General features: G+C 71.3%; 29 protein-coding genes. 15 read left to right on the plus strand and 14 right to left on the minus strand.

The window, feature by feature from the left end; genetic code table 11:
* Window positions 1-68 precede the first annotated feature (68 nt).
* From ACZ3I4_RS32485 to ACZ3I4_RS32525, 9 genes are read left to right on the plus strand one after another with little or no spacing between them, the layout of a single operon-like run.
* Entirely contained in the window at window positions 69-1121 is a 1053-nt protein-coding gene (locus tag ACZ3I4_RS32485) for an extracellular solute-binding protein (RefSeq protein WP_465385867.1), read from the plus strand.
* A gap of 2 nt (window positions 1122-1123) precedes the next feature.
* Window positions 1124-2839 carry an ABC transporter permease subunit gene (locus tag ACZ3I4_RS32490; RefSeq protein ID WP_465385868.1) on the plus strand — a complete coding sequence of 572 codons (1716 nt, stop codon included), beginning with the start codon at window positions 1124-1126 and terminating at the stop codon, window positions 2837-2839.
* Window positions 2836-3921 (plus strand): ABC transporter ATP-binding protein, encoded by a 1086-nt coding sequence (locus ACZ3I4_RS32495; RefSeq protein WP_465385869.1) that lies wholly within the window; start codon window positions 2836-2838, stop codon window positions 3919-3921. The genes ACZ3I4_RS32490 and ACZ3I4_RS32495 overlap by 4 nt, the downstream gene beginning before the upstream one ends.
* Window positions 3918-4862, plus strand: a complete 945-nt coding sequence (locus tag ACZ3I4_RS32500; RefSeq protein WP_465385870.1) for a DUF6282 family protein — start codon at window positions 3918-3920, stop codon at window positions 4860-4862. The genes ACZ3I4_RS32495 and ACZ3I4_RS32500 overlap by 4 nt, the downstream gene beginning before the upstream one ends.
* On the plus strand, window positions 4859-5644 hold the full coding sequence (locus ACZ3I4_RS32505; RefSeq protein WP_465385871.1) for an N-acyl homoserine lactonase family protein: 786 nt from the start codon (window positions 4859-4861) through the stop codon (window positions 5642-5644). The genes ACZ3I4_RS32500 and ACZ3I4_RS32505 overlap by 4 nt, the downstream gene beginning before the upstream one ends.
* Window positions 5644-6531, plus strand: a complete 888-nt coding sequence (locus tag ACZ3I4_RS32510) for an NAD(P)-dependent oxidoreductase (protein ID WP_465385872.1) — start codon at window positions 5644-5646, stop codon at window positions 6529-6531. Before ACZ3I4_RS32505 ends, ACZ3I4_RS32510 begins: the two co-directional genes overlap by 1 nt.
* Complete coding sequence (locus tag ACZ3I4_RS32515) at window positions 6528-6884, plus strand: cupin domain-containing protein (protein ID WP_465385873.1); 357 nt, start codon at window positions 6528-6530, stop codon at window positions 6882-6884. The genes ACZ3I4_RS32510 and ACZ3I4_RS32515 overlap by 4 nt, the downstream gene beginning before the upstream one ends.
* Window positions 6881-7732: an NAD(P)-dependent oxidoreductase gene (locus ACZ3I4_RS32520; protein WP_465385874.1), complete on the plus strand. Its 852-nt coding sequence runs from the start codon at window positions 6881-6883 to the stop codon at window positions 7730-7732. The genes ACZ3I4_RS32515 and ACZ3I4_RS32520 overlap by 4 nt, the downstream gene beginning before the upstream one ends.
* The gene (locus ACZ3I4_RS32525) at window positions 7729-8490 is read left to right on the plus strand and encodes a carboxymuconolactone decarboxylase family protein (RefSeq protein WP_465385875.1); all 762 of its coding nucleotides are present in this window, start codon (window positions 7729-7731) and stop codon (window positions 8488-8490) included. Before ACZ3I4_RS32520 ends, ACZ3I4_RS32525 begins: the two co-directional genes overlap by 4 nt.
* On the opposite strand, the gene ACZ3I4_RS32530 is transcribed toward ACZ3I4_RS32525, so the two are convergent.
* On the minus strand, window positions 8475-9206 hold the full coding sequence (locus ACZ3I4_RS32530) for an SDR family NAD(P)-dependent oxidoreductase (RefSeq protein WP_465385876.1): 732 nt from the start codon (window positions 9204-9206) through the stop codon (window positions 8475-8477). The two genes, ACZ3I4_RS32525 and ACZ3I4_RS32530, sit on opposite strands and share 16 nt — an antisense overlap.
* 59 nt (window positions 9207-9265) lie before the next feature.
* Between ACZ3I4_RS32530 and ACZ3I4_RS32535 the strand changes: the two genes are divergently transcribed.
* Entirely contained in the window at window positions 9266-10549 is a 1284-nt protein-coding gene (locus tag ACZ3I4_RS32535) for an aldehyde dehydrogenase family protein (protein WP_465385877.1), read from the plus strand.
* Here the strand turns inward: ACZ3I4_RS32535 and ACZ3I4_RS32540 are convergent.
* Entirely contained in the window at window positions 10521-11720 is a 1200-nt protein-coding gene (locus tag ACZ3I4_RS32540) for a flavin-containing monooxygenase (RefSeq protein ID WP_465385878.1), read from the minus strand. The genes ACZ3I4_RS32535 and ACZ3I4_RS32540 overlap by 29 nt on opposite strands.
* Before the next feature lie 224 nt (window positions 11721-11944).
* Between ACZ3I4_RS32540 and ACZ3I4_RS32545 the strand changes: the two genes are divergently transcribed.
* Window positions 11945-13090 (plus strand): alpha/beta fold hydrolase, encoded by a 1146-nt coding sequence (locus tag ACZ3I4_RS32545; protein ID WP_465385879.1) that lies wholly within the window; start codon window positions 11945-11947, stop codon window positions 13088-13090.
* A 191-nt stretch (window positions 13091-13281) separates the two neighbouring features.
* Here ACZ3I4_RS32545 and ACZ3I4_RS32550 read toward each other — a convergent pair whose 3' ends face one another.
* From ACZ3I4_RS32550 to ACZ3I4_RS32580, 7 genes are all read right to left on the minus strand, one after another.
* The gene (locus tag ACZ3I4_RS32550) at window positions 13282-14292 is read right to left on the minus strand and encodes an aldo/keto reductase (RefSeq protein ID WP_465385880.1); all 1011 of its coding nucleotides are present in this window, start codon (window positions 14290-14292) and stop codon (window positions 13282-13284) included.
* Between the two features lie 35 nt (window positions 14293-14327).
* A complete protein-coding gene (locus ACZ3I4_RS32555; protein ID WP_465385881.1) occupies window positions 14328-14984 on the minus strand; it encodes a hypothetical protein in 657 nt (218 codons plus the stop codon).
* Window positions 14977-15354 carry a hypothetical protein gene (locus ACZ3I4_RS32560; protein WP_465385882.1) on the minus strand — a complete coding sequence of 126 codons (378 nt, stop codon included), beginning with the start codon at window positions 15352-15354 and terminating at the stop codon, window positions 14977-14979. Before ACZ3I4_RS32560 ends, ACZ3I4_RS32555 begins: the two co-directional genes overlap by 8 nt.
* Before the next feature lie 7 nt (window positions 15355-15361).
* A complete protein-coding gene (locus ACZ3I4_RS32565; RefSeq protein WP_465385883.1) occupies window positions 15362-16087 on the minus strand; it encodes a WXG100 family type VII secretion target in 726 nt (241 codons plus the stop codon).
* Window positions 16080-16397, minus strand: a complete 318-nt coding sequence (locus ACZ3I4_RS32570; RefSeq protein ID WP_465385884.1) for a hypothetical protein — start codon at window positions 16395-16397, stop codon at window positions 16080-16082. Before ACZ3I4_RS32570 ends, ACZ3I4_RS32565 begins: the two co-directional genes overlap by 8 nt.
* A 10-nt stretch (window positions 16398-16407) precedes the next feature.
* The gene (locus tag ACZ3I4_RS32575; RefSeq protein ID WP_465385885.1) at window positions 16408-17154 is read right to left on the minus strand and encodes a hypothetical protein; all 747 of its coding nucleotides are present in this window, start codon (window positions 17152-17154) and stop codon (window positions 16408-16410) included.
* 82 nt (window positions 17155-17236) lie between these two features.
* Complete coding sequence (locus ACZ3I4_RS32580) at window positions 17237-18322, minus strand: hypothetical protein (RefSeq protein ID WP_465385886.1); 1086 nt, start codon at window positions 18320-18322, stop codon at window positions 17237-17239.
* Between the two features lie 203 nt (window positions 18323-18525).
* Between ACZ3I4_RS32580 and ACZ3I4_RS32585 the strand changes: the two genes are divergently transcribed.
* Entirely contained in the window at window positions 18526-19428 is a 903-nt protein-coding gene (locus ACZ3I4_RS32585) for an AbfB domain-containing protein (RefSeq protein ID WP_465385887.1), read from the plus strand.
* A 6-nt stretch (window positions 19429-19434) separates the two neighbouring features.
* On the opposite strand, the gene ACZ3I4_RS32590 is transcribed toward ACZ3I4_RS32585, so the two are convergent.
* The 3 genes from ACZ3I4_RS32590 to ACZ3I4_RS32600 form a co-directional block, all read right to left on the minus strand.
* Entirely contained in the window at window positions 19435-19824 is a 390-nt protein-coding gene (locus ACZ3I4_RS32590; RefSeq protein ID WP_465385888.1) for a CU044_2847 family protein, read from the minus strand.
* A gap of 64 nt (window positions 19825-19888) precedes the next feature.
* Window positions 19889-21517: a putative bifunctional diguanylate cyclase/phosphodiesterase gene (locus ACZ3I4_RS32595; protein ID WP_465385889.1), complete on the minus strand. Its 1629-nt coding sequence runs from the start codon at window positions 21515-21517 to the stop codon at window positions 19889-19891.
* Window positions 21514-22341: an SAM-dependent methyltransferase gene (locus tag ACZ3I4_RS32600; protein ID WP_465385890.1), complete on the minus strand. Its 828-nt coding sequence runs from the start codon at window positions 22339-22341 to the stop codon at window positions 21514-21516. The genes ACZ3I4_RS32595 and ACZ3I4_RS32600 overlap by 4 nt, the downstream gene beginning before the upstream one ends.
* A gap of 96 nt (window positions 22342-22437) precedes the next feature.
* Between ACZ3I4_RS32600 and ACZ3I4_RS32605 the strand changes: the two genes are divergently transcribed.
* Window positions 22438-22863, plus strand: a complete 426-nt coding sequence (locus ACZ3I4_RS32605) for a hypothetical protein (RefSeq protein WP_465385891.1) — start codon at window positions 22438-22440, stop codon at window positions 22861-22863.
* A complete protein-coding gene (locus ACZ3I4_RS32610; RefSeq protein WP_465385892.1) occupies window positions 22818-23093 on the plus strand; it encodes a hypothetical protein in 276 nt (91 codons plus the stop codon). Before ACZ3I4_RS32605 ends, ACZ3I4_RS32610 begins: the two co-directional genes overlap by 46 nt.
* Here the strand turns inward: ACZ3I4_RS32610 and lhgO are convergent.
* Window positions 23037-24227 (minus strand): L-2-hydroxyglutarate oxidase, encoded by a 1191-nt coding sequence (gene lhgO / locus ACZ3I4_RS32615; protein ID WP_465385893.1) that lies wholly within the window; start codon window positions 24225-24227, stop codon window positions 23037-23039. The genes ACZ3I4_RS32610 and lhgO overlap by 57 nt on opposite strands.
* 208 nt (window positions 24228-24435) lie before the next feature.
* The gene (locus tag ACZ3I4_RS32620) at window positions 24436-25260 is read right to left on the minus strand and encodes an alpha/beta fold hydrolase (RefSeq protein WP_465385894.1); all 825 of its coding nucleotides are present in this window, start codon (window positions 25258-25260) and stop codon (window positions 24436-24438) included.
* 51 nt (window positions 25261-25311) lie between these two features.
* On the opposite strand from ACZ3I4_RS32620, the gene ACZ3I4_RS32625 reads away from it, so the two are divergent.
* A complete protein-coding gene (locus ACZ3I4_RS32625) occupies window positions 25312-25920 on the plus strand; it encodes a TetR family transcriptional regulator (protein WP_465385895.1) in 609 nt (202 codons plus the stop codon).
* Window positions 25921-26465: the final 545 nt, after the last annotated feature.

Genomic DNA, 26465 nt, shown 5'->3' on the forward strand with positions numbered 1-26465 from the left:
GAACGACCGGACGGCTCGCCGTCCCGATGCACCGTGCGCGGATTCTCGAAGAGGAGAAGGCGATAACCATGAAGACATACCGATTTCTGGCGACGATAGCGACGGCCACCCTGCTGATCTCGGCCTGCGGCGCGGGCGGTGACTCGGGCGGCGACGACGGCGGCAAGGCGCTCACCTGGGCCAGCACCGGCGGCCAGTTCCAAGAGGACGAGAAGAACGCCCTGCAGGTCCCGTTCACCACCAAGACCGGCACCAAGTTCACCAACATCAGCCCGGCCGAGCAGGCCCAGGTCCGCACGATGGTGAAGTCCGGCAAGACCATCTGGGACCTGGCCAACATGAGCTGGATCTACGCCGGCGCCTACTGCGGCGAGCTGTTCGAGAAACTCGACAACCCGGCCCTGGACCGCAGCAAATTCCCCGAGGGCACGACGGGCGACTGCTTCGTGCCGACCTACCGTTACGCCAACATCTTCAGCTACAACGCCGACCTCTACCCCGGCGACAAGCCCACGAAGATCAACGACTTCTTCGACACCAAGAAGTTCCCGGGCAAGCGGGTCGTCTACGACTACCCCAAGGCCGGCCTGTTCGAGGCCGCGCTGGTGGCCGACGGCGTGGCGCCCGACCAGGTCTACCCGCTCGACCTCGACCGCGCGTTCAAGAAGATCGACACGATCAAGGACTCGCTGGTCTTCGCGCCCAGCTACGGCGCGATCCAGCAGGCCATGGTCGACAAGCAGGCCAGCATGGTGCTCACGGTGACCGCCCGCACGATCGTCTCGGCGCAGAGCGGGGCCAACCTGGTGCCGGTGTGGGACTTCAACACCACCGACATCGGCGCGCTGGTCATTCCCAAGGGCGCCCCGCACAAGGACCTCGCCCAGGAGATGCTGGCCTTCGTCACCGAGCCCGCGCAGTCGATCGCGTACGCCAAGCTGACCGGCACCGCCCCGTCGCGGCCCGAGATCGACCTCAACTCGGTCGGATACACCGACGAGCAGAAGAAGTTCAACGCCTTCCTGCCCGACCGCGGCCGCACGCTCGAGCAGGACAAGCAGTGGTGGATCGACAACACCGACGCCCTGGTCAAGCGGTGGACCAGCTGGAAGGTCGGCTGATCATGGCAGTCTCGACCGCCGCTCCGGAGGCGCCCCCGGCCGGGCGCACCGGGGCGGCCCCGGCCGGGCGGACCCGGCGCTCCCCGGGCTGGCTCCTCCTGGCGCCGGCGCTGATCGCGCTGATCGTCCTGTTCGTCGTGCCGCTGGCCAGCCTGGTGGCCGACAGCTTCACCGAGCCGGAGACCGGGCTGGGCAACTACGCCTCGCTGTTCACCGACGGCTACACCGTCAAGGTGCTCGGGCGGACGCTGCTGATCGCCGGAATCGTGTCGGTGGCCGGCGTGCTGCTGGCCTATCCCTACGCGTACGCGATGACCCTGGTCGGGCCGACGATGCGCGCGGTGCTCGTCACCATCGTCCTGGTGCCGTTCTGGACGAGCATGCTGGCCCGCAACTTCGCCTGGCTCGTACTGCTGCAGGACGGCGGCGTGGTGCAGAAGATCCTCACCCCGCTCGGCCTCGGGGACGTACGCCTGCTCGGCACTCCGCTGGCCGTCGGCATCTCGATGACCCAGGTGCTGCTGCCGTTCCTGGTGCTGCCGCTCTACAGCTCGATGTCGCAGATCGACGGCCGCCTGGTCGCCGCCGGTCAAAGCCTGGGCGCGCCTCGGGCCCGGGCGTTCCGCCGCATCTATCTGCCGCTGTCCACGCCCGGGGTGGTGGCCGGCATGTCGCTGGTCTTCGTGCTCTCGCTGGGCTTCTACGTCACTCCGGCGCTGCTCGGCTCGACCCGCAGCGCCATGATTGCCCAGGTCATCAACGTGCGGGCCAAGGAACTGCTCGACTTCGGCGGAGCCGGCGCCATGGGCATCTTCCTGCTGATCGTCACCCTGCTGGTGCTCGGCCTCAGCCGCCGGCTGGCCGGGCAGAACGTGGCCGTCGTGGCGGCCGGTGGCCAGCCCGCCCGCACCGGCTCGACCGGGCGGCAAGGGTCCGTACGCCCGTGGTTGCGGATCCACACCACGGTCGTCGCCGTCATCCTGGTCGCCCCGACCCTGGTGATCTTCCCGATGAGCTTCTCGGCCGCCGAGACCTTCCAGTTCCCGCCGGACGAGTGGTCGCTGCGCTGGTACGAGAACCTGTTCACCTCGCCCGCCTGGACCGCGGCGATCCTGAACACCGTGCAGGTCGGCGTCTACGTCGCGATCATCGCGACCGTGCTCGGGACGATGGCCGCGTTCGGCCTGGCCCGGCTCCGGCCCCGCTGGCGTGGCCCGGTGAACGGGTTCCTGCTCTCGCCGATGATCGTCCCGCACATCCTGGTCGCTCTCGTGGTGTTCTCGGCGTTCCTGCAGACCGGCCTGAACGGCACGCTGTTCGGCATCATCCTGGCCCACACCGCGATGGCGCTGCCGTTCGTGGTGATCGCGGTGACCGCGCGGCTGCAGGGCATGGACCACCGGCTGCCGGCCGTGGCGGCCAGTCTCGGCGCCGGTCCGGTCTCGGCGTTCCGGCGCGTGACGCTGCCGCTGGTGCTGCCGGGCATCCTCTCCGGCGCCGTGCTCGCCTTCGTGTCGTCGCTCGACGAGGTCGTCATCGCCCTGTTCCTCCAGGCGCCGGGCGCGATCACGCTCCCGGTCCAGATGTTCAACAGCATCACCATCCAGATCGACCCCACCATCTCCGCGGCCTCGAGCCTGATGGTCGTGCTGGTCAGTGTTCCGATCCTGCTGGCGCAGCTCGCCGGCGCGCGTGGCTCGAAGAAGGGGACCCGATGAGTATCCAGAACGCGGCCCGCGGGGCCCGGGTCCAGCTGGCCGGCCTGACCAAGCAGTACGGCTCGGGCACTCCGGCGGTCGACCACATCGACCTGGAGATCCAGCCGGGCGAGTTCCTGACGCTGCTGGGACCGAGCGGCTCGGGCAAGACGACGACGCTGAACATGATCGTCGGCTTCACCGAACCCACGTCGGGCCGCATCGAACTCAACGGCACAGACATTTCCCGTACGCCGGCCCACAAGCGCAACTTCGGCATGGTCTTCCAGAACTACGCGCTCTTCCCGCACCTGACGGTGGCCCAGAACGTCGCCTTCCCGCTGCGCGAGCGCAAGGTTCCGGCGGCCCAGACGGCCAAGCTGGTCGGCGAGGCGCTCGACCTGGTCGACCTGGGCGGCATGGGCGAGCGGCGCCCGCACGAACTGTCCGGCGGTCAGCAGCAGCGGGTCGCGCTGGCCCGCGCGGTCGTCTTCTCCCCCAGCCTGCTGCTGCTCGACGAGCCGCTCAGCGCGCTCGACCGCAAGCTGCGCCAGTCGCTGCAGCGCGAGATCAAGCGCCTGCACGACGAGCTGGGCCTGACCTTCGTCTTCGTGACGCACGACCAGGACGAGGCGATGACACTGTCCGACCGGATCGCCATCTTCGATCAGGGCCGGATCGTCGCCGTGGGCACACCGGCCGAGCTCTACCACCGGCCCACCACGCGGTTCGTGGCCCGGTTCCTGGGCGAGTCCAACGTCTTCGCGGGCCGCTATCGGCCGGCCGACGTCTACGAGTGGCACGACCGCAAGTGGACCGTCCCCGATCCGGGCGACGGCACCGAGCAGCAGGCGCTGATCGTGCGGCCCGAGCGCATGCGGATCGCCTTCGACGAGACGTCGGTGCCCGCCGGGAGCAACGTCGCTCCGGCGGCGGTCACCGACGTCTCCTTCTACGGCACGTACTACCGGATCGAGCTGGCCTTCGACGACGACTCGGTCGGCTGCGCGGTGCTGCCCGTGGGCTCGCCGGCCGAGGTCAGCCCCGGCACGCGGGTCGTCGCCCACTGGCGGCCCGAAGACCAAGTCCTGGTGAGCGAGTGAGGAACACGATGAACGTCGACTACGGCTTCACCACCGAATCCGACAACCGGCAGCCCGACGAGCAGGCCGACAGCCTCCTCGCCGGGGCGGTCGACCTGCACCAGCACCCCGGGCCGAGCCCGTTCCCGCGCCGGATGAGCATCCTGGACGCGGCCCGCGACGCGTCACAGGCCGGTTTCCGGGCGATCGTCGCCAAGTCGCACCACCACAGCATGGTCACCGACATCCTGGCCCTGCGGGCGGCCGGGCTGGCCGAGCTGTCCACCGAGGTCTACGGCGGGGTGGCGCTCAACCGGACCGTGGGCGGGCTCAACCCGTACGCGGTGGAACTGGCTCTGCGGATGGGCGGGCGGATGGTGTGGTTCCCCACGCTCTCCTCCAACGCCCACGTCAAGCATCACGAGCACCACGACACCGGCTTCCCCACCTCCGAGGTCGAGCTGCGCCCCAACGAGATCATCACGATCCTCGACGACCGGGGCGCGGTGCTGCCCGAGGTGCGCGACATCCTGTCGGTGATCGCCGCCGAGGACGCGGTGCTGACCTGCGGGCACCTCGGCGTCGAGGAGTCGTCCGCGCTGATCGACGCCGCGCTCGAGGCCGGCGTCGGCCGCATCGTGGTCAACCACCCCATCTTCGTGGTCGGCGCGTCGGTCGAGCAGGCCGTCGCCTGGGCCCGCAAGGGGGTCACCATCGAGCATTGCGTGGTCATGTACTTCGGCCGCGAGGAACGCCGCCGCGACCTCGACGAGCTGCTCACCTTCATCAAGGAGGTCGGCGTCGAGCGGACCGTGCTGTCGTCGGACTCGGGGCAGAAGAACAACCCGCTGCCGGTGACGCTGTTCCGCCGGGCCGTGCGCGGGCTGCTCGACGCGGGCCTGGGCGAGGACGACATCCGGCGGCTGGTCGGCACGAACGCCGGGCAGCTGCTGTTGTCATGACCCCGTACGAAGTGACGATCGTCAAGTACGGCACCCGGCAGACCGTGCGCAGCGACGTCTATCTCAACTACCACCTGTACGGCGAGCCGGACGGCCCGATCGGCATGGACTACTTCTTCTGGGTCGTCCGCAACGCCGAGCGCACGATCGTGGTGGACACCGGGTTCTCGGCCGCGGGTGGCGCCGCCCGCAAGCGCACCACGCTGGTCGAGCCGGCCGCCGCGTTCGACGCCCTCGGGGTCGACCGGGCCGCCGGGCCGCCGGTCGTGGTCACCCACGCCCACTACGACCACATCGGCAACCTGGACCTGTTTCCCGTGTCACCGGTGACTGTCGCGGCGGCCGAGTACGACTTCTGGACCGGCCCCTACGCGAGCCGCACGCTCGTGCACCACTCCGTCGAGGACGCCGAGATCGACCATCTGCGCCGGGCCGGGCCGCGCCTGCGGACGTTCACCGACGAGACCGAGATAGCCCCGGGCGTACGGGTCCTGCGGATCGGCGGCCACACGCCCGGTCAGAGCGTGGTCCTGGTCGACACCACGGCCGGAGTCGTGCTGCTCGCCTCGGACGCGGTGCACTACTACGAGGAGCTGGACCGCAACATGCCCTTCACCCAGGTCGCCGATCTGATCGGCATGTACGCGGGGTTCGACCGCATCCGCGGGATGGGCGCCGACCACATCGTCAGCGGCCACGACCCGGACACGCTGGGCCGCTTCACCCCGATCGAAGCGGGCCCGCTGGCCGGCCTGGCCGCCACCATCGGAGAGGAACGCTGATGCGAATCGGCTTCGTGGGACTGGGCAACATGGGCGGGCGGATGGCCGCGTGTGTCGTGCGGGCCGGGCACGAGGTGCTGGGCTACGACGTCCGGGACGAGAACGTGACCGCGGCCGGCGCCAAGCCCGCCGCGTCGGTCGCCGGCGTGGCCGAAGGCAGCGACATCGTGCTGCTCTCGCTGCCCGACAGCCACGTCGTCGAGGCGGTGATGGACGACCTCCTGCCGCACGCCCGGGACGGCTCGATCGTGGTCGACCTGTCCACGGCGGCGCCCGACTCGACCGTACGGCTGCACGAACTGCTCGCCGGGCGCGGGGCGGCCTATCTGGACGCGGGCATCTCCGGGGGCGCCGCGGCGGCCGAGAAGGGCGCGCTGACGCTTATGGTGGGCGGCGACGCCGGCGCGCTGGAGCGGGCGCGGCCGGTGCTCGACCTGTTCTCGGCGCACATCTTCCACTGCGGGCCGAGCGGGGCCGGGCACACGGTCAAGCTGCTCAACAACTTCCTCAACGCGATCGCGCTGTCGGCCACGGCCGAGGTGATGGTGGCGGGCAAGAAGGCCGGGCTCGACCTCGAGACGCTGCTCGCCGTGCTCAACGCGAGCTCCGGCGTCAACTTCGCCACCCAGAACCGCTTTCCCAAGATCATCCATGGTGACTACCTCAAGGGCGGGCTCACCAACACGCTGATGCTCAAGGACGTCAACCTCTACGTCGAGCTGGTGGCCCGGCTCGGCGTGGCCAGCCCCAACTCGGCCGGGCCCCTCGCCAGCTTCGGCATGGCCCGCGCGCTCGGCTACGCCGACGAGATCAGCAACACCGTCGTCGACGCCATCGGGGATCTCTCCGGCGGCGTCCGGCTGCACACCCAGGAGGATGCGGCATGAAGATCGTGCACCCCGGCGAGCGCGACCCGGCCGAGCAGCGCGCCACCGTCAGCGGAGAGGTGTGGTTCGAGACCGCGCTGCCGGCCACCGACGGCACGACCATCGCCACCGTGACCTTCGCCCCGGGCGCCCGCACGTTCTGGCACCACCACGAGCACGGCCAGATCCTGCAGGTCGTGTCCGGGATCGGTCTGGTCTGCCCCGACGGCGAGCAGCCGCGGACCATCCGGCCCGGCGACATCGTCTGGGTGCCGCCCGGGGAACGGCACTGGCACGGCGCCGCCCCCGGCTCCTCCATGACCCACCTGGCCATCTCGCTCGGCCCGACCCACTGGGCCGAGGAGGTGGCATGACGACGATCGCGTTCATCGGCCTCGGCAACATGGGCGGTCCCATGTCGTCGCTGTTGATTCAGGCCGGTTTTCCCGTACGGGGTTACGACGTGTCCCCGGAGGCCCGGCTGGCGCTGGGCCACGCCGCCGCCGACAACCTGGACGACGCCGTGCGGGACGCCGACGTGGTCATCCTGATGCTGCCCAACTCCGACATCGTCGAGGCGACCGTCGCCCGCCTCGACGTCGGACCGGGCACGATCGTGGTCGACATGAGCTCGTCGGAGCCCCTGCGCACGCGCGCGCTGGCCGCGGAACTGGCGGGGCGGGGCATCACGCTGCTCGACGCGCCGGTCTCGGGCGGGGTCGCGCGGGCCCGTACGGGAAAACTCACCATCATGACCGGAGGCGCGCCCGCCGACCTCGCGCGCGTGGAACCGGTTCTCGCCTGCCTCGGCACCACCACGCGGGCCGGCGACGTGGGCAGCGGGCACGCCGTCAAGGCGCTCAACAACCTGCTGTCGGCCACGCACCTGCTGGTGACGAGCGAGGCCATGCTGGCCGGCGAGCGCTTCGGCCTCGACCCGGCCACGATGCTGTCCATCTTCAACAGCTCCAGCGGGCGCAGCGGCTCGACCGAGAACAAGTGGCCCAGCTTCGTCCTGCCCGGCACGTACGACTCCGGCTTCGGGCTGCGCCTGATGCTCAAGGACATGCGCATCGCCGCCGGGCTGGCCGCTCAGGTCGGCACGCCGGATCCGCTCGGGGAGGCCGCGGTGTCGCTCTGGGCGCGGGCCGCCGACGCGCTGGAACCGTCGGCCGACCACACCGAGATCGTCACATGGCTGCGAGAGGAGCTTCCGCGATGACGCTGACCGCCCGGCAGGAAGAAATCAAGGACGAGTTCATCCGCGTACGGGGAACGTGGAGCGACACCTGGGAAGGCGTGCTGCGGCTCGACCCCGAGTTCCTCCTGGCCTACCTCAACCTGTCGGCCGTGCCGTGGCGCACCGGCGTGCTCGATCCCAAGGTGAAGGAGTTCATCTACATTGCGATCGATGCGAACGCCACCCACATGTACCTGCCGGGCGTCCGCCAGCACATCCGCGCCGCGCTGGCCCTCGGGGCGACCCCACAGGAGATCATGGAGGTGCTCGAGCTCTCCGCGACCCTGGGCATCCACGCCATGAACATCGGTGTGCCGGTGCTGGTCGAGGTGCTCGAGGAGAAGGGCCTGCGGGACGGGCCGGCGCCGCTGGACGAGCGGCAGGAACAACTCAAGGCCGGCTTCACGAAGACGCGGGGCTACTGGCATTCGTTCTGGGACGAGATGCTGGAACTCGACCCGGACATGTTCGAGGCGTACACCGAGTTCTCGTCGGTGCCGTGGCGCACCGGCACGCTGACGCCCAAGGTCAAGGAACTCGTCTACATCGCTTTCGACACCGCGGCCACCCATCTGTACGTCAAGGGCCTCAAGCTGCACATCGAGAACGCCATCGGGTACGGGGCGACCGCCCGCGAGATCCTCGAGGTCATGGAGATCGCGTCGGTGCTCGGCATTCACGGGGTGACCGCGGCCGCCCCGATCCTGCTCGAGGAGATGGCCGCTCAGCGGGCGACGTAACCGCCGTCGACGCTGAGGATCGTGCCGGTGATCCCGCCCGACTCCGGCGCGGCCAGGAAGACGATCGCGCGAGCCACCTCGTCGGGCGTGGACACGCGTCCGATGGGGTGGTTGCCCAGGGTCGTGGCCAGGCTGGCCGCCGGGTCGGGGTCGGCCGCGCGGGCCTCGTCCATGAACCCGGTGTCGACCGCCCCCGGCGCGACCGCGTTGACCCGGACGCCCCGGCCGGCCCACTCGATCGCCAGCTGACGGGTGAGCTGCACGATGGCGCCCTTGGTCATCGCGTAGACGCTCTGGTTGGCGATGCCGACCAGACCCGAGATCGAGGCCGTGTTGACGATGCAGCCCCGGGACTCGGCCAGGTGGGGCAGGGCCGCCCGGGCGAACCGGAAGGCCGGGCGCACGTTGGTCGCGAACAGGGCGTCGAAGTCGTCGTCGGTGGTCTCCAGGACGGGCCGGCGCAGAAAGCGGGCCGCGTTGTTGACCAGCAGGTCGAGCCGGCCGAACTCGGAGACGGCCCGGTCGATCGCCGCCGCCGGTGTGCCCGCCGCCGTCACGTCGGCGACCAGCGGGACGACCCCGCCGGCCTCGGCCAGGTCGTTGACCTCGGGAGAGATGTCGACCGCCACGACCCGGCAGCCGGTCTGCCGCAGACGCTCGACCACCTGACGTCCGATGCCCCGGGCCGCCCCCGTCACCACAGCGCTGGCTTCCATCGCCACTCCCTCTCGTGATTGTATGACAGTCATACACACTAGCTGCTCGGAGGCCTGCCGTGAATCCTGTCGACACCGCCGTTCGCGCCGCCGCCTCGGCCCTCGGGAACTGGCGGCACATGGCGTCCTTCGACCGGGGGCGGGTGCTGATGGCGATCGCCCGCCGGATGATCGCCGACGTCGAGGGGCTGACCCGGCTGGAGTGCGCCGAGACGGGCAAGCCGGCCGCGCTGGCCGAGGCCGAGATCCGCGGCGCGGCCGAATACTTCGAGTTCTACGCCTCGCTCGTGCACCTGCCCGCCGGGGACGTCCTCGACGTGCGCCCCGACCTGCACGTCTACACGGTCCGGGAGCCGTACGGGGTGGTCGGCATCATCACCCCCTGGAACCTGCCGCTCAACCAGGCCGCCCGCGCGGTCGCCCCCGCCCTGGCCGCGGGCAACGTCGTGGTCGTCAAGCCGGCCGAGGTCACGTCGGGCACGACCGTGGAGCTGGCCCGGCTCGCGGCCGAGGAGGGCCTGCCGCCCGGCGTGCTCAACGTCGTCGTCGGGCCGGGCGCGACCGTGGGGACGGCGATCGTCGAGCACCCCCTGGTCCGCAAGGTGGCGTTCACCGGCTCGGTGCCGGTCGGGCGGGCCATCGGGCGGATCGCCGCCGACCGCATCCTGCCGCTCACCCTCGAACTGGGCGGCAAGTCGGCCACCATCGTCTTCGCCGACGCCGACCTGCCGTTCGCGGCGTCCGAGGCCGTGCGGGCGTTCACCACCAACGCGGGGCAGGTGTGCTCGTCGGGCACCCGGCTGCTGGTCGAACGGTCGATCCACGACTCGTTCGTCGCCCTCGTGCGGGAGGCGGCGCGGCGGGTCGAGGTCGGTCCGATGATCACCGAGAAGCAGTTCGAGACCGTACGCCACTATCTGTCGGTGGCTGAGGCCGAAGGCGCCGAGGCGGTGGCCGGGGGCGTCGCCGGCGAGGGGCGACACGTCGAGCCGACGATCTACACCGGGGTCACCAACGACATGACGATCGCCCGCGAGGAGGTGTTCGGCCCGGTTCTGGTGGTCATCCCGTTCGACACCGAGGACGAGGCCGTGGCGATCGCCAACGACAGCGACTACGGGCTGGTCGGCGGCGTATTCACGGCCGACATCTCCCGCGCGTTCCGGGTCGCCGGGGCGATCGAGGCCGGTCAGGTCTACGTGAACTCGTGGTCGACCCAGTCGGTGCAGATGCCGTTCGGCGGGCACAAGGCCAGCGGGTACGGGCGGGAGAAGGGCATCGAGGCGCTGAACCACTACTCGCACGTGAAGAGCATCAGCGTGCGGATCGCTCCGCGGCCGTAAGGTATCGGACCAGCCCGGCCACGGCCTCGCGGCCCGCCCGGTTGGCGCCGACCGTCGACTGGGACGGGCCGAAACCGATCAGGTGCACGCGCGGGTGGGCGGCGACCTGGGTGCCGATCATGCGGATGCCGCCGGACTCGTTGCGCAGGCCGAGCGGGTCCAGGTGGGACAGGGCGGCCTTGAACCCGGTGGCCCACACGATGGCGTCGACGGTCGTCACGGACCCGTCCGCTTCCCGTACGCCGTGCGGCTCGATCGCGGTGAACATGGGCCGGCGCCGGCTTCCGGCGGCGGCGGCGAACGGGGTCCGCAGCAGGCCGGTGTAGGAGACGACGCTGCCGGTGGGGCGGCCCGCCTCGACGTCCGCGGTCACCTTGGCGATGACCTCGCGCCCGGCGCCCTCGGGCTCGAACCCGTCGGCGCGGAAGACCGGCTCGCGCCGCGTGTACCAGAAGGTGGTCGCGACCCGGGAGATCTCCTCGAGCTGCTGGACCGCCGAGATGCCGCCGCCGACCACCGCGACCCGCATCCCGGCGAACTGGTCGGCGGACACGTAGTCGTGGGTGTGCACCTGGAGGCCGGTGAACGTGTCCTGGCCTGGGTAGTGCGGGCGCACCGGGTTGGTCCAGGTGCCGGTGGCGTTGATGACAGCCCGGGTCTGCCAGCGACCGACGCTCGACTCGACGAGCAGCCCTCCCGGCCCCTTGTCCCCCTCGCCTCCCCGGCCTCCTCCTGCGCCTCCCCGGCCCTCCCTGTCTCCCTCGCCTCCCCGGCCTTCCTTGTTTCGCTCGCCTCCCCGGCCTCCCCTGTCTCCTTCGCCTCCCTTGTCGAAGACGCCGGTAACCCGGACCGGGCGCAGGATCGGGGGCTCGAAGGTGCGTTCGAAGGCCTCGAAGTAGCGCGGGACCGCCGTGCGGCTGGGTTCGGCCGGATCTAGCGGAGGCTGGGGCAGCCCGGGGAGGTCGAAGATGCCGTTGACGGTGGCCATTCGCAGCGACTCCCAGCGGTGCCGCCACGCTCCCCCGGCCGCGGGCTCGGCGTCGAGCACCACGAACGAACGTTCGTTTTCTTCGAGCGCGCTGCGGAAGCCGCGCCGTGCCAGGTGGTAGGCCGCGGACAGGCCGGACTGGCCCCCGCCGATCACCACCACCGTCGCCGTCCTGTCGATCACAGCCAGCAGAACACCCGTCGCGGGAGGGGCATTTCCGGCTGTGACCCGCGCTATGCCGCCGGAGCGGAGATGCCTTCGCGGCGCACTGCACTGCGCCGGGCTGCGCCGGGCTGCACTGGGCTGCACTTCGCCGGCGCGTCGATGCATCATCCAGGCCCGATGATCACCCGATCGGGCCCGGAGCGTTGCGCGGTTCGACCGGTTTGCCCGGATACAACCATCGGGTGCTGATCATTCGAATTCTCGCCGCCACGCTGGCTGGCGGCGCCGCCTTCACCGTCGCCGCGCCGCGGGCGATGGCCGACGTCCCGACCGACCGGTTCGGTCCGGCGCACGTGTTCCACTGGCCTGCCTCCACCGGACCGGCGCCCGAGCCGGGATCGATCGTCAGCTCGGCGCCGCGGGCGCTGCCCGAGGGGCTCCGGACGCTGGCCCGGGCCAAGCAGATCCGGTACGCCACCACGGACGTACGGGGGAAGGGGATCCTGGCCTCGGGCCTCGTGCTGACGCCGCTGAAGAACAAGAAGAACAAGACGGTCGTGTGGGCCCACGGCACCACCGGGATCGCCGATCGGTGTGCGCCGTCGGGCCACGACGACGTGTTCTGGCCGGAGGCCCGAGTCGCGGTCGCGTCGCTGCTGGAGCGCGGCTGGACGGTGGCCGCGCCGGACTACCCGGGGCTGGGGACGCCGGGGCCGCACCCCTATCTGATCGGGGCCAGTGAGGGGCGCTCGATCATCGACAGCGTGCGGGCCGCGCGGCACCTCGACGACGGCCTGTCCCGGCAGTACGTGGTGGACGGGCACTCGCAGGGCGGGCAGGGCGCGCTGTTCGCCAATCAGCTCGCGGGCGGGTACGACGGCGGCCTGCAGCTGCGCGGGACGGTGAGCATCGCGCCGACCAGCCAGACCCGCGCGCTGGCCGAGGCGATCCCGGGCACCGAGGGGCAGGGCTTCATGGCCATGGCCCTCTACGGGCTGAACGCCGTGGAGCCGTCGTTCAAGCCGGAGACCGTGCTGACCGGGGCGGCCCTGGCCAAGGGAGAGGTGCTGCGGAACGAATGCCTCTACGAAATCCTCGCGGCCTACGCCCCGCCGCTGAAGCTGCTCAAGGGCGACAAGCTGCCCGAGGCGTGGGTGGAGAAGCTGGCTCAGTACGTCGACCCGGCGCAGACGCCGCTGACCGCGCCGGCCTTCATCGTGCAGGGGACGAACGACGCGATCGTGCCGGCGGCCCTGACCGACATCCTGGTCGAGCAGCTCGAGGGCGCCCCGGTGCGCTACGACAAGCTGGAGGGCCGCGACCACGACCAGGCTGTCATCGACTCGGCCGACCGGGTCGCGGCCTGGATCGACCAGCGGTTCGCGTAGGGGCTCTGAGCTGGACTTTTGCGGTAACCCTCAAGGTCAACCTCAAGGTAACTCTCAAGTAGAGGTTGATGGCTAAACGCCACGGCCGCCGCCCGCGCAACGGCGCTGCCCCCCGCGGTGATCGCGAGGGGCAGCGGGTTGGCGATGGTGCGGTTGTCCCGGCCGGCGAGGCGTACGTCCGCGGTGTGGTTTCAGGCTTTGGCGTTGGTCAGGCGGGTGAGCTGGTCGTCGGTGAGCTTGACGTCCAGGGCGGGCAGCGAGTCCTCGAACTGCTGGAGCGTGCGGGGGCCGATCAGCGGCAGCACGCGCGGCGAGCTCTGGTGCAGCAGCCAGGCCAGGACGAGCTGGTTCGGGGTGACACCGGCCTCGGCGGCGACCTCGGCCACGGCGGCAAGGCGGGCGTCGGCGTCGGGACCGGTGTAGTTGTCCATCATCCAGTGGCCGTCGCGCTTGGCGGCGCTGCCGTAGACGCCCTTGAGGATCGGCGAATAGGCGACCAGCGTCTGGTCGTCGTGCTCGGCCAGATAGTCGAGCTGCTCGCCGTCGACGATCCCGGCCGAATCCGAAGCGGCGTTGGGCCGCAGGTACGAGTGCTGCTGCTGGACGGCGACGGGCAGGCTCCAGCCGTGGCGGGCGCAGAGCTGCCGGATGCGTTCGAGCCGCCAGGTCCGCACGTTGGACCATCCGAGATGGCGGACCTTGCCCTGCTGGACGAACGAGTGCAGCACCTCCAGGGTCTCCTCGAGCGGGGTGCTCCGGTCGTCGACGTGGACGTAGTAGAGGTCGACGTGGTCGGTGCCCAGGCGGCGCAGGCTGCCGTCGAGCGCGCCGCGCAGGGTGGCGGCGCCCGCGCCCTCGAAGGTGCGGCGGGCCAGGTCCCAGTCCGGGTTGCCGTCGGCGTCCCAGAGGTCGGGCGAGAAGACCGGCACCGCGCTGCCCTTGGTGGCGAGGAAGACCCGGTCGCGCTTGTTGCCGTCGCGCATCCAGCGGCCCAGCAGTTCCTCGCTCTGCCCGCCGCGGGTGCCCGGGTGACGCCACCATTCGTAGCAGTTCGCGGTGTCGATGAAGGAGCCACCGGCCTCGAGATAGCGGTCGAGGATGCGTCCGGAGTCGGGCTCGCTGGTGGCCCCGCCCATCTGCATCGCTCCGAGCGCCATCGCGCTGACGTGCTGTCCGGTCCGGCCCAGTTCGATGGTCTGCATGGTTGCGAACGCTAGGTGTTCGAGGGCACTCGAGGTCAAGCGCCGTCGAGCAGATGCGCCAGCCGCAGGACCGGATCGATGACGGGGGCGGGTCGCAGCGAGCCCTCGGTCCAGGTGATCAGCTGCTGGTCCGACACCGTCCACGGCAGGGGCACCTCATCGGCCAGGTGCGCGGCGCGCAGCTGAGGGGTGAGCCACGGGCCCGGGACGCCGCGGATGCGGAACGCCTTGTCGAACCGGGGATCGCCGCTGGCCGTGTCGCCCGGGCCGAGCAGCCCGGCCTTGGCCCGCGAAAGCCGCCCGCGCGCCGAGACGCTGACCGGGGGCTGCATGCGGGCGAGCAGCGCGACCGTCACCACGTACCGGTGGGTGTGCGAGGTGGTCGCCGAGTTGCCGTCGGCGCCGGTGGAGACCTGGGTGTCGGTGACCTCGTACTCCCCGACCATGACCGGCCGGCCGTGCACCCGCCCGGCCAGCATCACCCGGACGCCGTGCGGGTTGCGCCCGGGCAGATGCTGTCCCCAGTCGACGGCGGGCCGGGTGACGAACTGCCAGCCGTGAGTCGACGCCCATTCCTGCAGCTGCTGGTCGCGCCGCCGCCGGTGCCGGACGGCCAGCAGCCCGACGACGACCGCCAGCACCACCGCGACCAGGCAGAACAGACCGGCGGTGGCGACGAGCGGGTCATCCATGACGCTTGCGCACCGCCCCGGCGACGACGATCCCGATCAGCGAGTCGAGCAGGGCCAGCACGGCGGCGAACGCGGGGGTCAGGTCGCCCCGCGCGACCAGCACCGCCCCGGCCACGAAGACCGCGAGCAGGCGGAGCCAGGACAGGCCGTACGCCAGCGAGGCCAGCCCGGCCTTACCCGGGAGCGAGAGCAGCAACAGGATCATCAGCACGACCCCGGCCGCCCCCGACTCGCCCATCAGCATCAGCCCGGCGATGCCGTCGTCGCCGCTCAGGGTCGACCAGGCGAGCAGGCCGATGAGGGCCAGGCCGGCCTCGCAGAGCAGCAGGACGACCAGCAGGACGGTCAGCGTGGAACGGTTGGCGGCCACCGCGGGCTCAGCCGGTGACGGCGGGCGGCCAGGCCCCGTCGCGGTAACCGATGTTGTCGTTCAGCTTCTGCCGCAGGGTGCTGTTGGCCGCGGCGGCCGTCGACTTCAGGTTGATGCCACCGGCGGCGAACGCGGCCACCGAGGCCGCCGCGGCGGCGCCGGCGATGAACGGCGCGGCCGGGAGGCCGACGATCGTGGCCGACGAGGACAGCGCCGAGACGATGCCGCCGACCAGGGCGGCCAGCGCGACGATCAGGGCGCCCCAGAAGATGTAGATGCCCTTGACCATGTCGCCCAGCGCGCTCGCGATGCCGTCGCTGAGCACGGTCTTCATCTTTTCCATCGCCGCTTTCTGCAGGGGCAGCGTCTGCCGGTACGCCTCGGCCGCGTCACCGTCCCAGTTGGTGTCGACCTCGAGCAGGCCGGCCTCGGCGTACTGCACCCGCCCGCTGACCGGGCCGCCCACCCGGTCGCTCCACGCGTTCGCGGTGTCGGCCAGGCTGGTGGGCGAGCCCATGTTGGCCACGATCTCGCGCAGCGCGTCCCAGGACTGCTTCATGAAGTCGCAGAACCGGTTCCAGCCGGAGACGACCTTGTCCTGCAGGAAGCCGGGCAGGTATTTGAGCTTCGAGTTGATGGCGTTCTGCAGGTCGTCGGTCTTCTGCTCGATCTTGTCGAGCAGCGACATGATCTTGTCGAGGAGGCCTTGCTCCTCGGCTGCCGGGCTAGTCACGGACGTCCCACACTCCCCCGAGCCGCCTGGCGGCCTCCTCGTCGTTCCGCTCGTACGCCACCGCGACGTCGTCGAGCGTGCGGCTCAGATCGGCCTGCACCCGGGTGCCCTGCCGCAGCAGTTCGGCCGCCTTGAGCTGGATCTCCGCGTACGTGTCGAGCAGGCCGGTCGGGCGGCTCGCCCAGGACAGCTGGCCCTCGGTGAGGGTCAGGGCGCCCGCTTCCTCGGCCGCGCGGCTGAGCACCTGGGACGAGTCGTCCCAGGTGGCCGCGTCGGTGTGCAGCGCGTCGATGGCCGCCTTGAGTGTCATCGCTCCCCCATCAGTCGGTGAGCCGGAGCCGCCGGGCCAGCGCCGGCGGATCTCGCAGCAGTTCCTGCGCCGCACCGAGCGGGCTGCGAGCAATCAGTTCCCGTACGCCGTGACGCCCGGCCTCCTCGTAGGCGGCGCGGAACGCCGCCGCCGTCTGCCGGGCGATGTTGATCTCGTGGGCCTGGAGCAACCACTGCCGGTCGTAGGTGAGGTCGGCGATGTCACCGCCGCCGGTCACCGTGACCTGCACCTTGCGGTCGGGGCTGCGACCGGCGAAGGTCGCCGCGAGCGCCCCGGTGACCCCGGCCGAGACCTCGTCGAGCCCCTGATCGATCGCCTCGACCAGCGACAGCAGCTCGCGCAGGGCGGCCCGGCTGTCCTCCGGCGACATCGGGCCTCCACCGTCGGCCGCCTGCTGCAGGCGCCGGCTGAAGTCGTCCCGGTCGAGCACCGGCGACTCGGCGGGGGTCTGGTCCGCGTACGCGTCGCCCCACGCCTCGACGCGGCGCGCGGTGGCCGCCCGGGCCGCCTCGATCACCGCCGGGCCGAGGGCCTCCGAGCCCAGCAACCGCCTCCAGCCCTGTGCGACGGCGACGCCGCTGACCCGGCCGTCACCGTCGAGAGTGACGGTGACGGCACCGGAAGCGTCGGTGGCTGTCGCTCCGGTGGCGCGCTGCTCGGCGGCGCGGGCCTGCCGGGCCAGGGCCTCACCCTGCTCGGCCAGCGCACGCAAGTGGTCCAGGCGATCGTCGGTCATGGGACCTCCCCGCTCTTGGTGGCGAGACTCCCAAAGCGGGCTTACTCCCCGCAACCCCGCCTGGAGGAAAGCCGCTTTCCGGTCACAGGGGCTTGACCTTCAGGGATCCGATGCCGCCGACCGCCTCGATCGTGAGGCCGCCCGACTCGTCGTCGTCACCGCGCGAGCGCACCACCTCACCCCGGTCGATGCTCTCGTCACGGTCGCCGTTGAGCGAGATCTCGCCGGCGCCCTTGCCCACCCGCACCTTGACCTTGAACTCGCCCTCGGTGCCGATGCGCCACTCGTGGACGCCGCCGGCCATCCGGATCTCGATCTGCCGTTCCTGACGGGGCAGGGTGAGCTCGAGCTGGTTGGCGCCGCCCTCGAAGGAGAAGTCACGCACCGAGCCGTGGACCATGTCGAAGGTGCCGCGCCGGACGCCGCCCTCCATCCGGATCGTCCAGGTGATCCGCTCGTCGAGCACCACATTGACGTCACCGGTGCCCTTGTCACCCCGGCGCTCGGCGGTGAGCCGCAGGTCGGTGCCGTCCAGATCGGCGTCGGGCACCACGCCGCTGCCGTCGGGCGAGCTGACCTTGGCGATGCCGTTGCGGGGCGGGCGGCCCACCGTCACGTTCAGCTCGGTCAGGCCGGAGGCGAGCACGAACGTGCCGGCCTCGAACGCCGGGCCCACGGGCGGGGGCGGCGTGGCCGACGTGGGCGGAGTGGACGGCGGGGTGGTGCCGGCGGTGGCCGAGGGGGCCGCCGGGGACGGCTCGATCGAGACCGGCGGGCTGGGGGTGCCGCCGACGATGATCTCGGGATCGGCGGCCCCGGTGGGCTCGCGGGCGGTGTCGTCCTGACCGGTCAGCCGGCTCAGCACGACGGCGCTGACGCCGAGCAGGAGCAGGATGCCGGCCAGCACTGCGAACAGGCGCAGGCGGCGGCGCGGGGGCTCCGATGTATCCGGCGGCGGCGGCGTCTCAGGCCTTTTCGGCGCCGGCCTCTTCACCCCGTCGGGCCAGTAGTCCGAGATTCGGGGAAGGGCGACCGGCTCGGGCTCGGCCGGGGTCGTGTCGACCGAGCCGGCGTACGTCCCCGTGTCGTACTCGGGGACCAGGGCATACTCCCCCGTCGGGGGTGGTTCGACGTCGTCAGTGTGCGGAGGGCGGGCGGAGCCGTCCATCGCGCCTCCTCGGTGCGGCCGCGGGCGCCCGCGGACCCGGGCGCCGTCACCCGGTGGTACGGGCCGGACCAGAGGACAGTTCGATTCTCGTGGACGTCTTGTGGAAGCGCCCGAACACTTGCCATTGGCGGCTTTCGCCGTAAGAATGCCTTTCCGACAGCTTAAGAATGTCTTAGCCGGCGGCTCGCGGATCGGAAATTCACATGCCCGACGAGGATAAGCCCGAGGGGTTGCGGATCGGTGGCTGGGTCCCGCCGTATCGCGACACCAAAGGTCCTCTCCGTCCTCCTGTTCCGCCCCGCCGCCGCGGTGCCGCCGCCCTCTCCGCCGCATTGTGGACGGGTCCGATCCGGCGGCACGCCGGCAGCGGTCCGGGCCGCCGGGCCGTGGCCGCCCTGGCCACCGGCGCGCTGATCGCGATCGCCGGTCTCACGGCGCTCGCCGTGCGCGGCGGGGACGACGACGCCGCCCTGGCCCAGCGGGTGGTCCTCCCGCCGTTCGCCCCGTCGGCCGCGATCCCGATCCTGCCGCCGCCCAGCGTCACCAGCAGCAGTCCCGGCCCCGGCTCGGTGACCCGCGTTCCCGCGCGCAGCCGCGAGACCAAGGCCACCACGACCCGCCGCCCGACCTCGCGACCGCCCACCAGCCGCCCGCCGACCACCGCCCCGGCCGCCCGGCTGACCGTCGACGAGACCGTCGGGCTGGCGCTCGCCGACAACCCGGGCTATCGGCTGCGGCACCGCGACTTCGTGGCCCGGATCGACGACGTCGGCTCGCGCAGCCCCCGCGACGAACGGCGGGATTCCCGATTCACCGTCCGGCGCGGATTGGCCTCGGCGGGCTGCGTCTCGCTGGAATCGGAAAACTTCCCCGGCTATTTCCTGCGGCACCGCGACTTCGTGCTCCGCCTGGACCGGTGGGACAGTTCGCAGCTGTATCAGCGGGACGCCACCTTTTGCACCCACCCGGTCCGCGGTGGCCGCGCGCTCATTCTGGAATCGGTGAACTATCCGGGCTTCTTCCTCATCACCCGGGGCGGCGGCGTCCGCCTCGAACGGGGCTCCGCCGCGCAGGCCACGGCGTTCCTCGTGAGCGAGCCGGTCTGAGCCGCGTTATTGCGGGTCGTCCTCGAGATAGGGGCGGCCCACCGGCTGGCTGCTGCGGTCCGACCACGACAGCCGGACGACGATGTGGCCCTCGGAAGCGGTGCGCGCGAAGACCGCGGACTCGGCCTCGGCCTTGAACTTCACCCCGAACTCCAGCTCGACCGTGTCGGGACGGCTCGCGCCGGGCGACTCGCCGGCCCTCTCGCCGGCCCGGAACGTGTCGAGCGCTTTGAGGGCGATGCTGCGCACCCCGTACAGGGCGGCCTCGAGCGTCTCGCGGGACTTGAAGACCTTGCCGTCGAACGAGACCTCACCGAACCCGGCGTCGGGCGCGTCGATCTCGAGGAGCACGGCGCTGCCGTCCTCGGCCTGGATCTGCATGAGCTCGTTCGGCACGGCTTTTCTCCCCCGGCATGCTGTTTCGACGGGCCCGACACTATCGGCTCCGCGGGCCGGACGCTCACGGGACCGACGGCGGCGCGGGGCGGCCCAGGTGGTAGCCCTGGCCGTGGTCGCAGCCGAGGTCGCGCAGGGCGCGTTGCTGGTCGGCGGTCTCGATGCCCTCGGCCGTGATGGTCATGCCCATCGCGTGGCAGGCCTCGATGATGTGGCGCAGCACGCGGCCCCGGCCCGCCCCGGCCAGGAACTCGGCGGCCAGCTTGGCCTCGGTGAACGGCAGTGCGGTGAGGACGGCCAGGCTGGAATAGCCGGTGCCGAAGTCGTCCAGGGCCAGCCGGACGCCGAGGTCGCCCAGGGCGGCCAGCGCCGAGCGGTGCGGCAGCGCCTCGGCCGTCTCGGTGATCTCGAGCTGGAGGCGGCCGGCGGGCAGGCCCGTACGGTGCAGGATGTCGGCCACCGAGCCGACCAGGCCGGGGTCGCCCAGCTGGACCGGGGACAGGTTGACGCTGATCAGCAGGTCGCGGCCGTCGCGGCGCCACGCGGCGCCCTGGCGGCAGGCCTGTTCGAGCAGGGTGCGGCCGAGCCGCCGGATCAGGCCGGTGCGCTCGGCGATCCGGATGAACTGCAGCGGGCCGGGCGCGCCGGGCCGCTCCCACCGGGCCAGCGCCTCGACGCCGATCACCTCGCCGTCCGCGAGCCGCACGAGGGGCTGGTAGTGCAGGGTGAACTCGCCGCGGTCGAGGGCGGCCGGCATCTCGGCGGCCAGGCGGTGGCGGCGGCGCTCGTCGGCGGCGCGGCCGGGGTCGTACAGCTCGGGACCGTTGCCCCGCTGGCGGGCCCAGCGCAGCGCTATCCGGGCGTCGTGCAGCCAGCGGCCGGGATCGCTGCCCGCGACCGGCCGCTCGACCAGGCCGATGCAGGCGGTCACGTGCAGGTTGTGGCCGTCTATCGGGAACGGCCCGGCCAGCAGGCGACCGGCCTGGTCGGCCACCTTGATCAGGTCGTCCGGGCCGGCCGTGCCGGTGACCAGCACGGCGAACTGGTCGTCGGCCAGGTGCGCGAGGACGCCCAGCGGCCGCAGCCGGCGCGCGACCGCGGCCAGCAGGCGGGCGCCCTTGCCGTGGCCCAGGGTGTCGGTCAGTTCCTCGTACCGGTCGAGGCTGAGCAGCAGCAGGCCGACCCGCTGATCGGGGGCGAGCTCGGCCAGGGTCTTGCGCAGATGCTGCTCGTTGGGCAGGCCGGTGTCGGGGCGGTGCAGCATCGCCTGCTGCAACTGCTGCTGCAGGTCCACCTGGACGCGGCGCCAATGGATCTTTTCGGAGCGGTTCATCTCTTCCGCCGCCCGTACGGCCGCGTCGCGCTGGGCGGCCACGAAGCCGGTGGTCAGACGGTCGAGGAGGGCGAGGATGCGGCTCCGGGTGGGCTCGTCGTCGCCGATCACCGCGGGCAGGCGGCCGGCCAGCAGGTGCACGGTCGCGCCGATCACCGGGGGCGCCGACATGCGCAGGTCGACGAGCTCGGCGCCGATCCGGGCGCCCGGGGCCGGGTCGAACGGCTCGGCGCGCACCGCGGCGACGAACTCCTCGAGCAGGTCGTGCAGGGCGGCGCGGGCCCGGGCGCGTACGCCGGGAACGAAGCCCGCCTCGGCCACTCCGCGCAACCACTCGTCGGTGAGATCGCCCAGCGTCATGACGTGGCGTCGCGCTTCCTCGCGATCGCGACCAGGGCGGTCGGTTGCGGCGGGTCGCCGGCCTCGTCGGGATCGGGATGCCATTCGGTCGAGCTGACCACGCCCGGGCCGACCAGCTCGAAGTCGTCGCCGACCAGCCCGGCGACCTGCTCCGGGGTGCGGATCACGACCGGGGTCGGCGTCTTCTCGTACAGCTGGCGGGCCCGCTCCTGCGCCTCGCGGCCCTCGGGCGTCCCGGCCGGACCGAGGTGCGAGATCACCAGATAGCTGCCGGAGACCAGCGGCTCGCCCAGGCGGCGCAGGATGCCCACCGGATCGGCCTCGTCGGGCACGAAATGGAGCACGGCCACGGTGAGGACGGCGAGCGGCTCGGAGAAGTCGAACAGGTCGAGCACCTCGGGGTGATAGAGGATGCTGTCGGGCTTGCGCAGGTCGCCCTCGATCACCCGGGCGTACGGGTTGCCGGTGAGCAGGCTGCGGCTCTGCTGCACGGCGATCGGGTCGATGTCGACGTAGACGACGCGGGCCTGCGGATCGGCCTCCTGCGCGACCTCGTGCACGTTGCCCAGCGTGGGGATGCCCGAGCCGATGTCGAGGAACTGGCGGACGCCGCGCGCGGTCAGCCAGCGCACCGCCCGGCCGAGGAAGGCCCGGTTGGCCCGGGCGACCAGGCGCGCGTCGGGAAACATCTTTTCGGCCCGGTGCCAGAACTCGCGGTCGACGGCGAAGTTGTGCACGCCGCCCAGCGCATAGTCGTAGACACGCGACGCGTCCGGCACCGTGATGTCCACACCATCGGGCAACCACCCGTACGATTCGGTCATTTTCCCCACCACCCCAGCTCCCGGGACAGCGTACTGCCCACAGTGGAGATCAATGAAAGTCGATCTTTGGATCGCGACCTGTGTCAGACTGCGTGCGTGAGCGGAGCCGAGGTCAACGCGGCCGTACGCAACAACGCCGACTGGGTGGCCGCGGTCTGCCGTGCGCACGGGATCGGCTACACGTTCGGGCCGTACGCGTGGCGCAGCGCCGGCCCGACCCCGCGCTTCTATCCGGAGGCCATCACGCTGCGTCCGGCCGCGACGCCCGGCGATGTGCTGCCCGCCGGCTCGGTCAAGGACAGCTTCGCCACGCTCGACCTCTCGCCGCACGGGTTCAGCACGCTGTTCTCCGCCGAATGGATCTTCCGTCCGCCCGCTCCAGGCCCCCGGGTGGACAGCCGGCGGGTCACCTCCGACGCCGGGCTGCAGGCCTGGGCCTTGCCGCCGGCCCTTTCCACGACGACGCCGTACGGCTCATGGCCGTCCACGACGGCGACCGGCTGCTCGGCGGTTTCGCCCTGAACCGCACCGGCAGCGTCGTCGGCCTGTCCAACGTGTTCGCCGCGGACGACGCCGACCTGCCCCTGATCTGGTCGGCCGCGACGTCCGCGGCCGGCGACCGGCCCATGGTCGGCTACGAGAGCGGCGACGACCTCACCCTCGCCCTGGCCGCCGGATTCCGATCGATCGGCCCCCTACGCATCTGGGCCCAGAACAGCGTCGGCGACGTACTCGGCGATGGCCATGCTTGAGGTCGCCGCGGGCGAGGGCGCGTTCCGGACCGCCGTCACCGTCCCGAGCCGATGGATCCGGAAGTCGTCGACCAGACTCCCGTCACGATCAAGAGCTTGCGCCCGTACGCCGGACCCGGCCCGCACCACGTCGGACGCGCCGATTTCCGGCACATAACGCTGAGCCCGCCGCATGTACGCCCGCTTGGACACCGAGCCGTGCAGCTCGTGAAGCCCCGTCCGCCAATGCCGCGCCGCCATCCGCCAGGTGCCCGGCCAACCGGCGATGTCCCGCAGCTCCCGCCACGACACGTCGCCCAGCCGATAGCCCTCCCGGGCCGTGGCGAGAACCGCGTTCGGCCCGACCTCGACCTCACCGCCGACCCGCCGGGTGAAGTGCACACCGAGGAACGGATAACGCGGGTCCGGAACCGGATAGATCATGCCGCGCACCATGTGACTCCGGGCCGGAAGCACTCTCATGTATTCGCCTCGGAACGGCACGATCCTCAGCTCGGCCCGATCACCCGTCAGCCGGGCGACCTGGTCGCTCTGCAGGCCCGCACAGACGATCAGCCGATCCACTCGCTGCTCCCCCGCGCGCGACCGCACCACCTGGCCGTCCACACTCTCGATGCGGAAGCCGAGCCGCAGCTCCCCGCCTGCCTCAACCACATCGTCGGCGAAAGCACGGGCGATCGCCGGGTAGTCGGTGATCGCCGTCCGGGGTGAATAAAGCGCCGCCCGGCCGGCGGCGTAGGGCTCGACATCACGGATCTCGTCCGCCCCGATCCGCCGAAGGCCCGGCACCAGATTGGTCCCGGCCCGCTCGGCGAGCGCGTCGAGCCTTGCCACTTCACCGGGCTCGACGGCTACGACCAGCTTTCCGCATTCCACGTACGGGATCCGGCGCTCCCCACAGTACTCCCGGAGCATCGCCCGGCCGCGCGTGCAGAGCCGAGCCTTGAGACTGCCCGGCGCATAGTAGATGCCCGCATGCACGACGCCCGAGTTGTGCCCGGTCTGATGCACGGCCACCCGGTCTTCCTTCTCGAACACGATTACTCGAGCACCCGGTCGCCTGCGCGTGAGTTCCCGCGCCACCGCCAGGCCGACAATCCCGGCGCCCACGATTCCGATGACGTCGTCCGCCACGTGTTCTCCCCTCGGCCCACGCCCGACTTTCGTCCGCCGCTCGAGTCCGGCGGTTTGCTGGCATTCTCTGGCGTCCGGATTGTCCACGCGGGGCGCGCTCGAACCCGACTAAACACGTCGAACAAGGCCGGGACGGCAGGCGCACTTCTGGTGCTTGGGCAGACGCCGCATGGGCGGTATAGGGGACTCAACCAGCCGAAACAACCCGTCAGGCGACCACTGGCGTGATGTCGTGCCGGTCGCGGCTGTGGCGCAGGAAATCGACGAGGTGGCCACTTACCGCGGTGGGTACTTCGAGGATCGTGAGGTGGCCGGCGTCGGCCAGGTCGATCCCGGTTGCACCGGGGACCATGGCCGCCAGTCCCGCGGCGGTGTTGACGAACGCGGGATCCCCGGCGCCGTTGAGCAGGAGTACCGGGGCCGGGGCGTTCGCGCGGAGGCGGTCCCAGGAGTTCGGTGTGGTGGTGGCCGCGGCGTACAGGCTGGCGAAGATCTCCTCGATGAAGCCGGGGGCTGTGAGAGCGCTGCGCACTCGGATGTCGTAGCGGCTGCGGTACATCACCGTGTCCGGCAGTGCTGCGGTCAGGGCGGGGAGCCCCTCTTTGGCGAGGTTGGCGATCTCTTGTGCCCAGTCGAGGAAGGCGGGACTTGGGGTCGCCCCGGCGACGAGGCCGCCGAGCACGGTGAGTGTCAGCGCTCGCTCGGGGTGGCGGAGGGCGACCTCGGCCGCGACCGTCGCACCGAGCGAGTGACCGACCAGGTGCGCGCGGTCGAGCTGCCGGTCGGCGAGGACCGAGACCACATCGGCGACGAGATCGTCGAGCGTGAAGCCCGAGCCGGTCGATGCGCCATGTCCGGGCAGGTCGATGCGGATCGGGCGGAACCCCGCGGCGGCGAGGTCGGCGGCGATCGGAGTCCACGAGGTCGCGTCAAGGCCGAGCCCGTGGAGCAGGATCACGGGCTCGCGGTTCGGCTCGGGGCGGTCGTCGATGACGTTCAGGCTCACAGCGGATCTCTTCAGCGGTATGTTCATGTATTCAACCTAGCAGCGTTCTGGTGAATCTATGGACGGTAAGATGACAGAGTGAAGCAGCAGACTCGCAGCTATGCCTCGAAGCGGCGTGCGCTTCAGAGCGAGCAGACCCGGTCGGACATCCTGGCCGCGGCGGCTTCGCTGTTTGCCAGTCGCGGCTGGCGGGGCACCACGATCGCCGGCATCGCGGAGGCGGCCGGCGTCGCCATCGACACGGTCTACGCCTCGTTCGGCTCCAAAAGCGCGTTGCTCGCGGCGGCCAAGGACGCCGCGAAGGCGGGCGACGAGGAAGACGTGCCCATCTTCGACCGCCCGGCGTATCGCCGCCTGGACGAGGGGACCCGGGAGCAACGCATGGCCCTTGCCGCGCGGCTGATCGCCGAGGTGAACGAGCGGACCGCGCCTCTTGATGCCGCCTGGCGGGAAGCCGCGTCGAGCGACCGGGCCATCGCGGCACAGCTCGCCGAGCGCGAGGCCCGCCGCCGCGACGACCTGGCGTTCGGGCTGAACCGCGTGCTGGGCCAGCCGCCCGACGAGGCGACGCTCATGGGGCTGTGGGCGATCACCAGTCCAGAGGTTTACGCCAAGCTCACGAACGCCGACTGGGACCGCGACTCGTACGAGCACTGGCTCGCCACAACGCTCGACCGTCTCTGCTGACCCGGCCGGTCTCCACCGGCTCGGTGTGGAGCTGACGTCGGGTGCGGCGGTATCAACGGTGCGGCGATCTGCCACAGGGCATCAGGACGGAACGCTCCACATCGACGTTCGAACATCACGACCGGTCGGCCGTCAGCCCACATGAAGCACGCTCTCAGCTGGGGCTTGGCCGTCACGGTCGACGACACCCGCGACATCGCCGGCCTGTGAGCCGGGGACGCCGGCGTGAGTGCGCTGACAACCTGGCTCGGGTCGCTCAGCGAGGTCAGGAACTACCAACGCCCTGTTCGTGATCCTTCAGGGGCTGGATGGTCAGCCGACGTGATTGGGCAGAGCTTGCCACAAGCGGTGGTGCGGTTTCGCCGTTCGTTTGGAAGTCTCCAGCGGCGGCGCAGTCTGGGCGCCGGACAGCCGCCCCAGCCCGAGTCTGAGACGGCCCGCCCCAGCCCGACCGCCAGACCGCCCACCCCAGCGTGAGCACCAGACCGCCCGGCCCCAACCCGACCGCCAGACCCCCCACCCCAGCGTGAGCACCAGACCGCCCG

It is taken from the genome of Actinoplanes sp. NPDC021490 (assembly GCF_055562135.1).

Coding starts and splice junctions, on each gene's coding strand:
- ACZ3I4_RS32485 (WP_465385867.1), top strand. CDS start 69: ATGAAGACATACCGATTTCTGGCGACGATAGCGACGGCCACCCTGCTG.
- ACZ3I4_RS32490 (WP_465385868.1), top strand. CDS start 1,124: ATGGCAGTCTCGACCGCCGCTCCGGAGGCGCCCCCGGCCGGGCGCACC.
- ACZ3I4_RS32495 (WP_465385869.1), top strand. CDS start 2,836: ATGAGTATCCAGAACGCGGCCCGCGGGGCCCGGGTCCAGCTGGCCGGC.
- ACZ3I4_RS32505 (WP_465385871.1), top strand. CDS start 4,859: ATGACCCCGTACGAAGTGACGATCGTCAAGTACGGCACCCGGCAGACC.
- ACZ3I4_RS32510 (WP_465385872.1), top strand. CDS start 5,644: ATGCGAATCGGCTTCGTGGGACTGGGCAACATGGGCGGGCGGATGGCC.
- ACZ3I4_RS32515 (WP_465385873.1), top strand. CDS start 6,528: ATGAAGATCGTGCACCCCGGCGAGCGCGACCCGGCCGAGCAGCGCGCC.
- ACZ3I4_RS32520 (WP_465385874.1), top strand. CDS start 6,881: ATGACGACGATCGCGTTCATCGGCCTCGGCAACATGGGCGGTCCCATG.
- ACZ3I4_RS32525 (WP_465385875.1), top strand. CDS start 7,729: ATGACGCTGACCGCCCGGCAGGAAGAAATCAAGGACGAGTTCATCCGC.
- ACZ3I4_RS32530 (WP_465385876.1), bottom strand. CDS start 9,206: ATGGAAGCCAGCGCTGTGGTGACGGGGGCGGCCCGGGGCATCGGACGT.
- ACZ3I4_RS32550 (WP_465385880.1), bottom strand. CDS start 14,292: ATGCAGACCATCGAACTGGGCCGGACCGGACAGCACGTCAGCGCGATG.
- ACZ3I4_RS32555 (WP_465385881.1), bottom strand. CDS start 14,984: ATGGATGACCCGCTCGTCGCCACCGCCGGTCTGTTCTGCCTGGTCGCG.
- ACZ3I4_RS32570 (WP_465385884.1), bottom strand. CDS start 16,397: ATGACACTCAAGGCGGCCATCGACGCGCTGCACACCGACGCGGCCACC.
- ACZ3I4_RS32575 (WP_465385885.1), bottom strand. CDS start 17,154: ATGACCGACGATCGCCTGGACCACTTGCGTGCGCTGGCCGAGCAGGGT.
- ACZ3I4_RS32580 (WP_465385886.1), bottom strand. CDS start 18,322: ATGGACGGCTCCGCCCGCCCTCCGCACACTGACGACGTCGAACCACCC.
- ACZ3I4_RS32585 (WP_465385887.1), top strand. CDS start 18,526: ATGCCCGACGAGGATAAGCCCGAGGGGTTGCGGATCGGTGGCTGGGTC.
- ACZ3I4_RS32595 (WP_465385889.1), bottom strand. CDS start 21,517: ATGACGCTGGGCGATCTCACCGACGAGTGGTTGCGCGGAGTGGCCGAG.
- ACZ3I4_RS32600 (WP_465385890.1), bottom strand. CDS start 22,341: ATGACCGAATCGTACGGGTGGTTGCCCGATGGTGTGGACATCACGGTG.
- ACZ3I4_RS32610 (WP_465385892.1), top strand. CDS start 22,818: ATGGCCGTCCACGACGGCGACCGGCTGCTCGGCGGTTTCGCCCTGAAC.
- ACZ3I4_RS32620 (WP_465385894.1), bottom strand. CDS start 25,260: ATGAACATACCGCTGAAGAGATCCGCTGTGAGCCTGAACGTCATCGAC.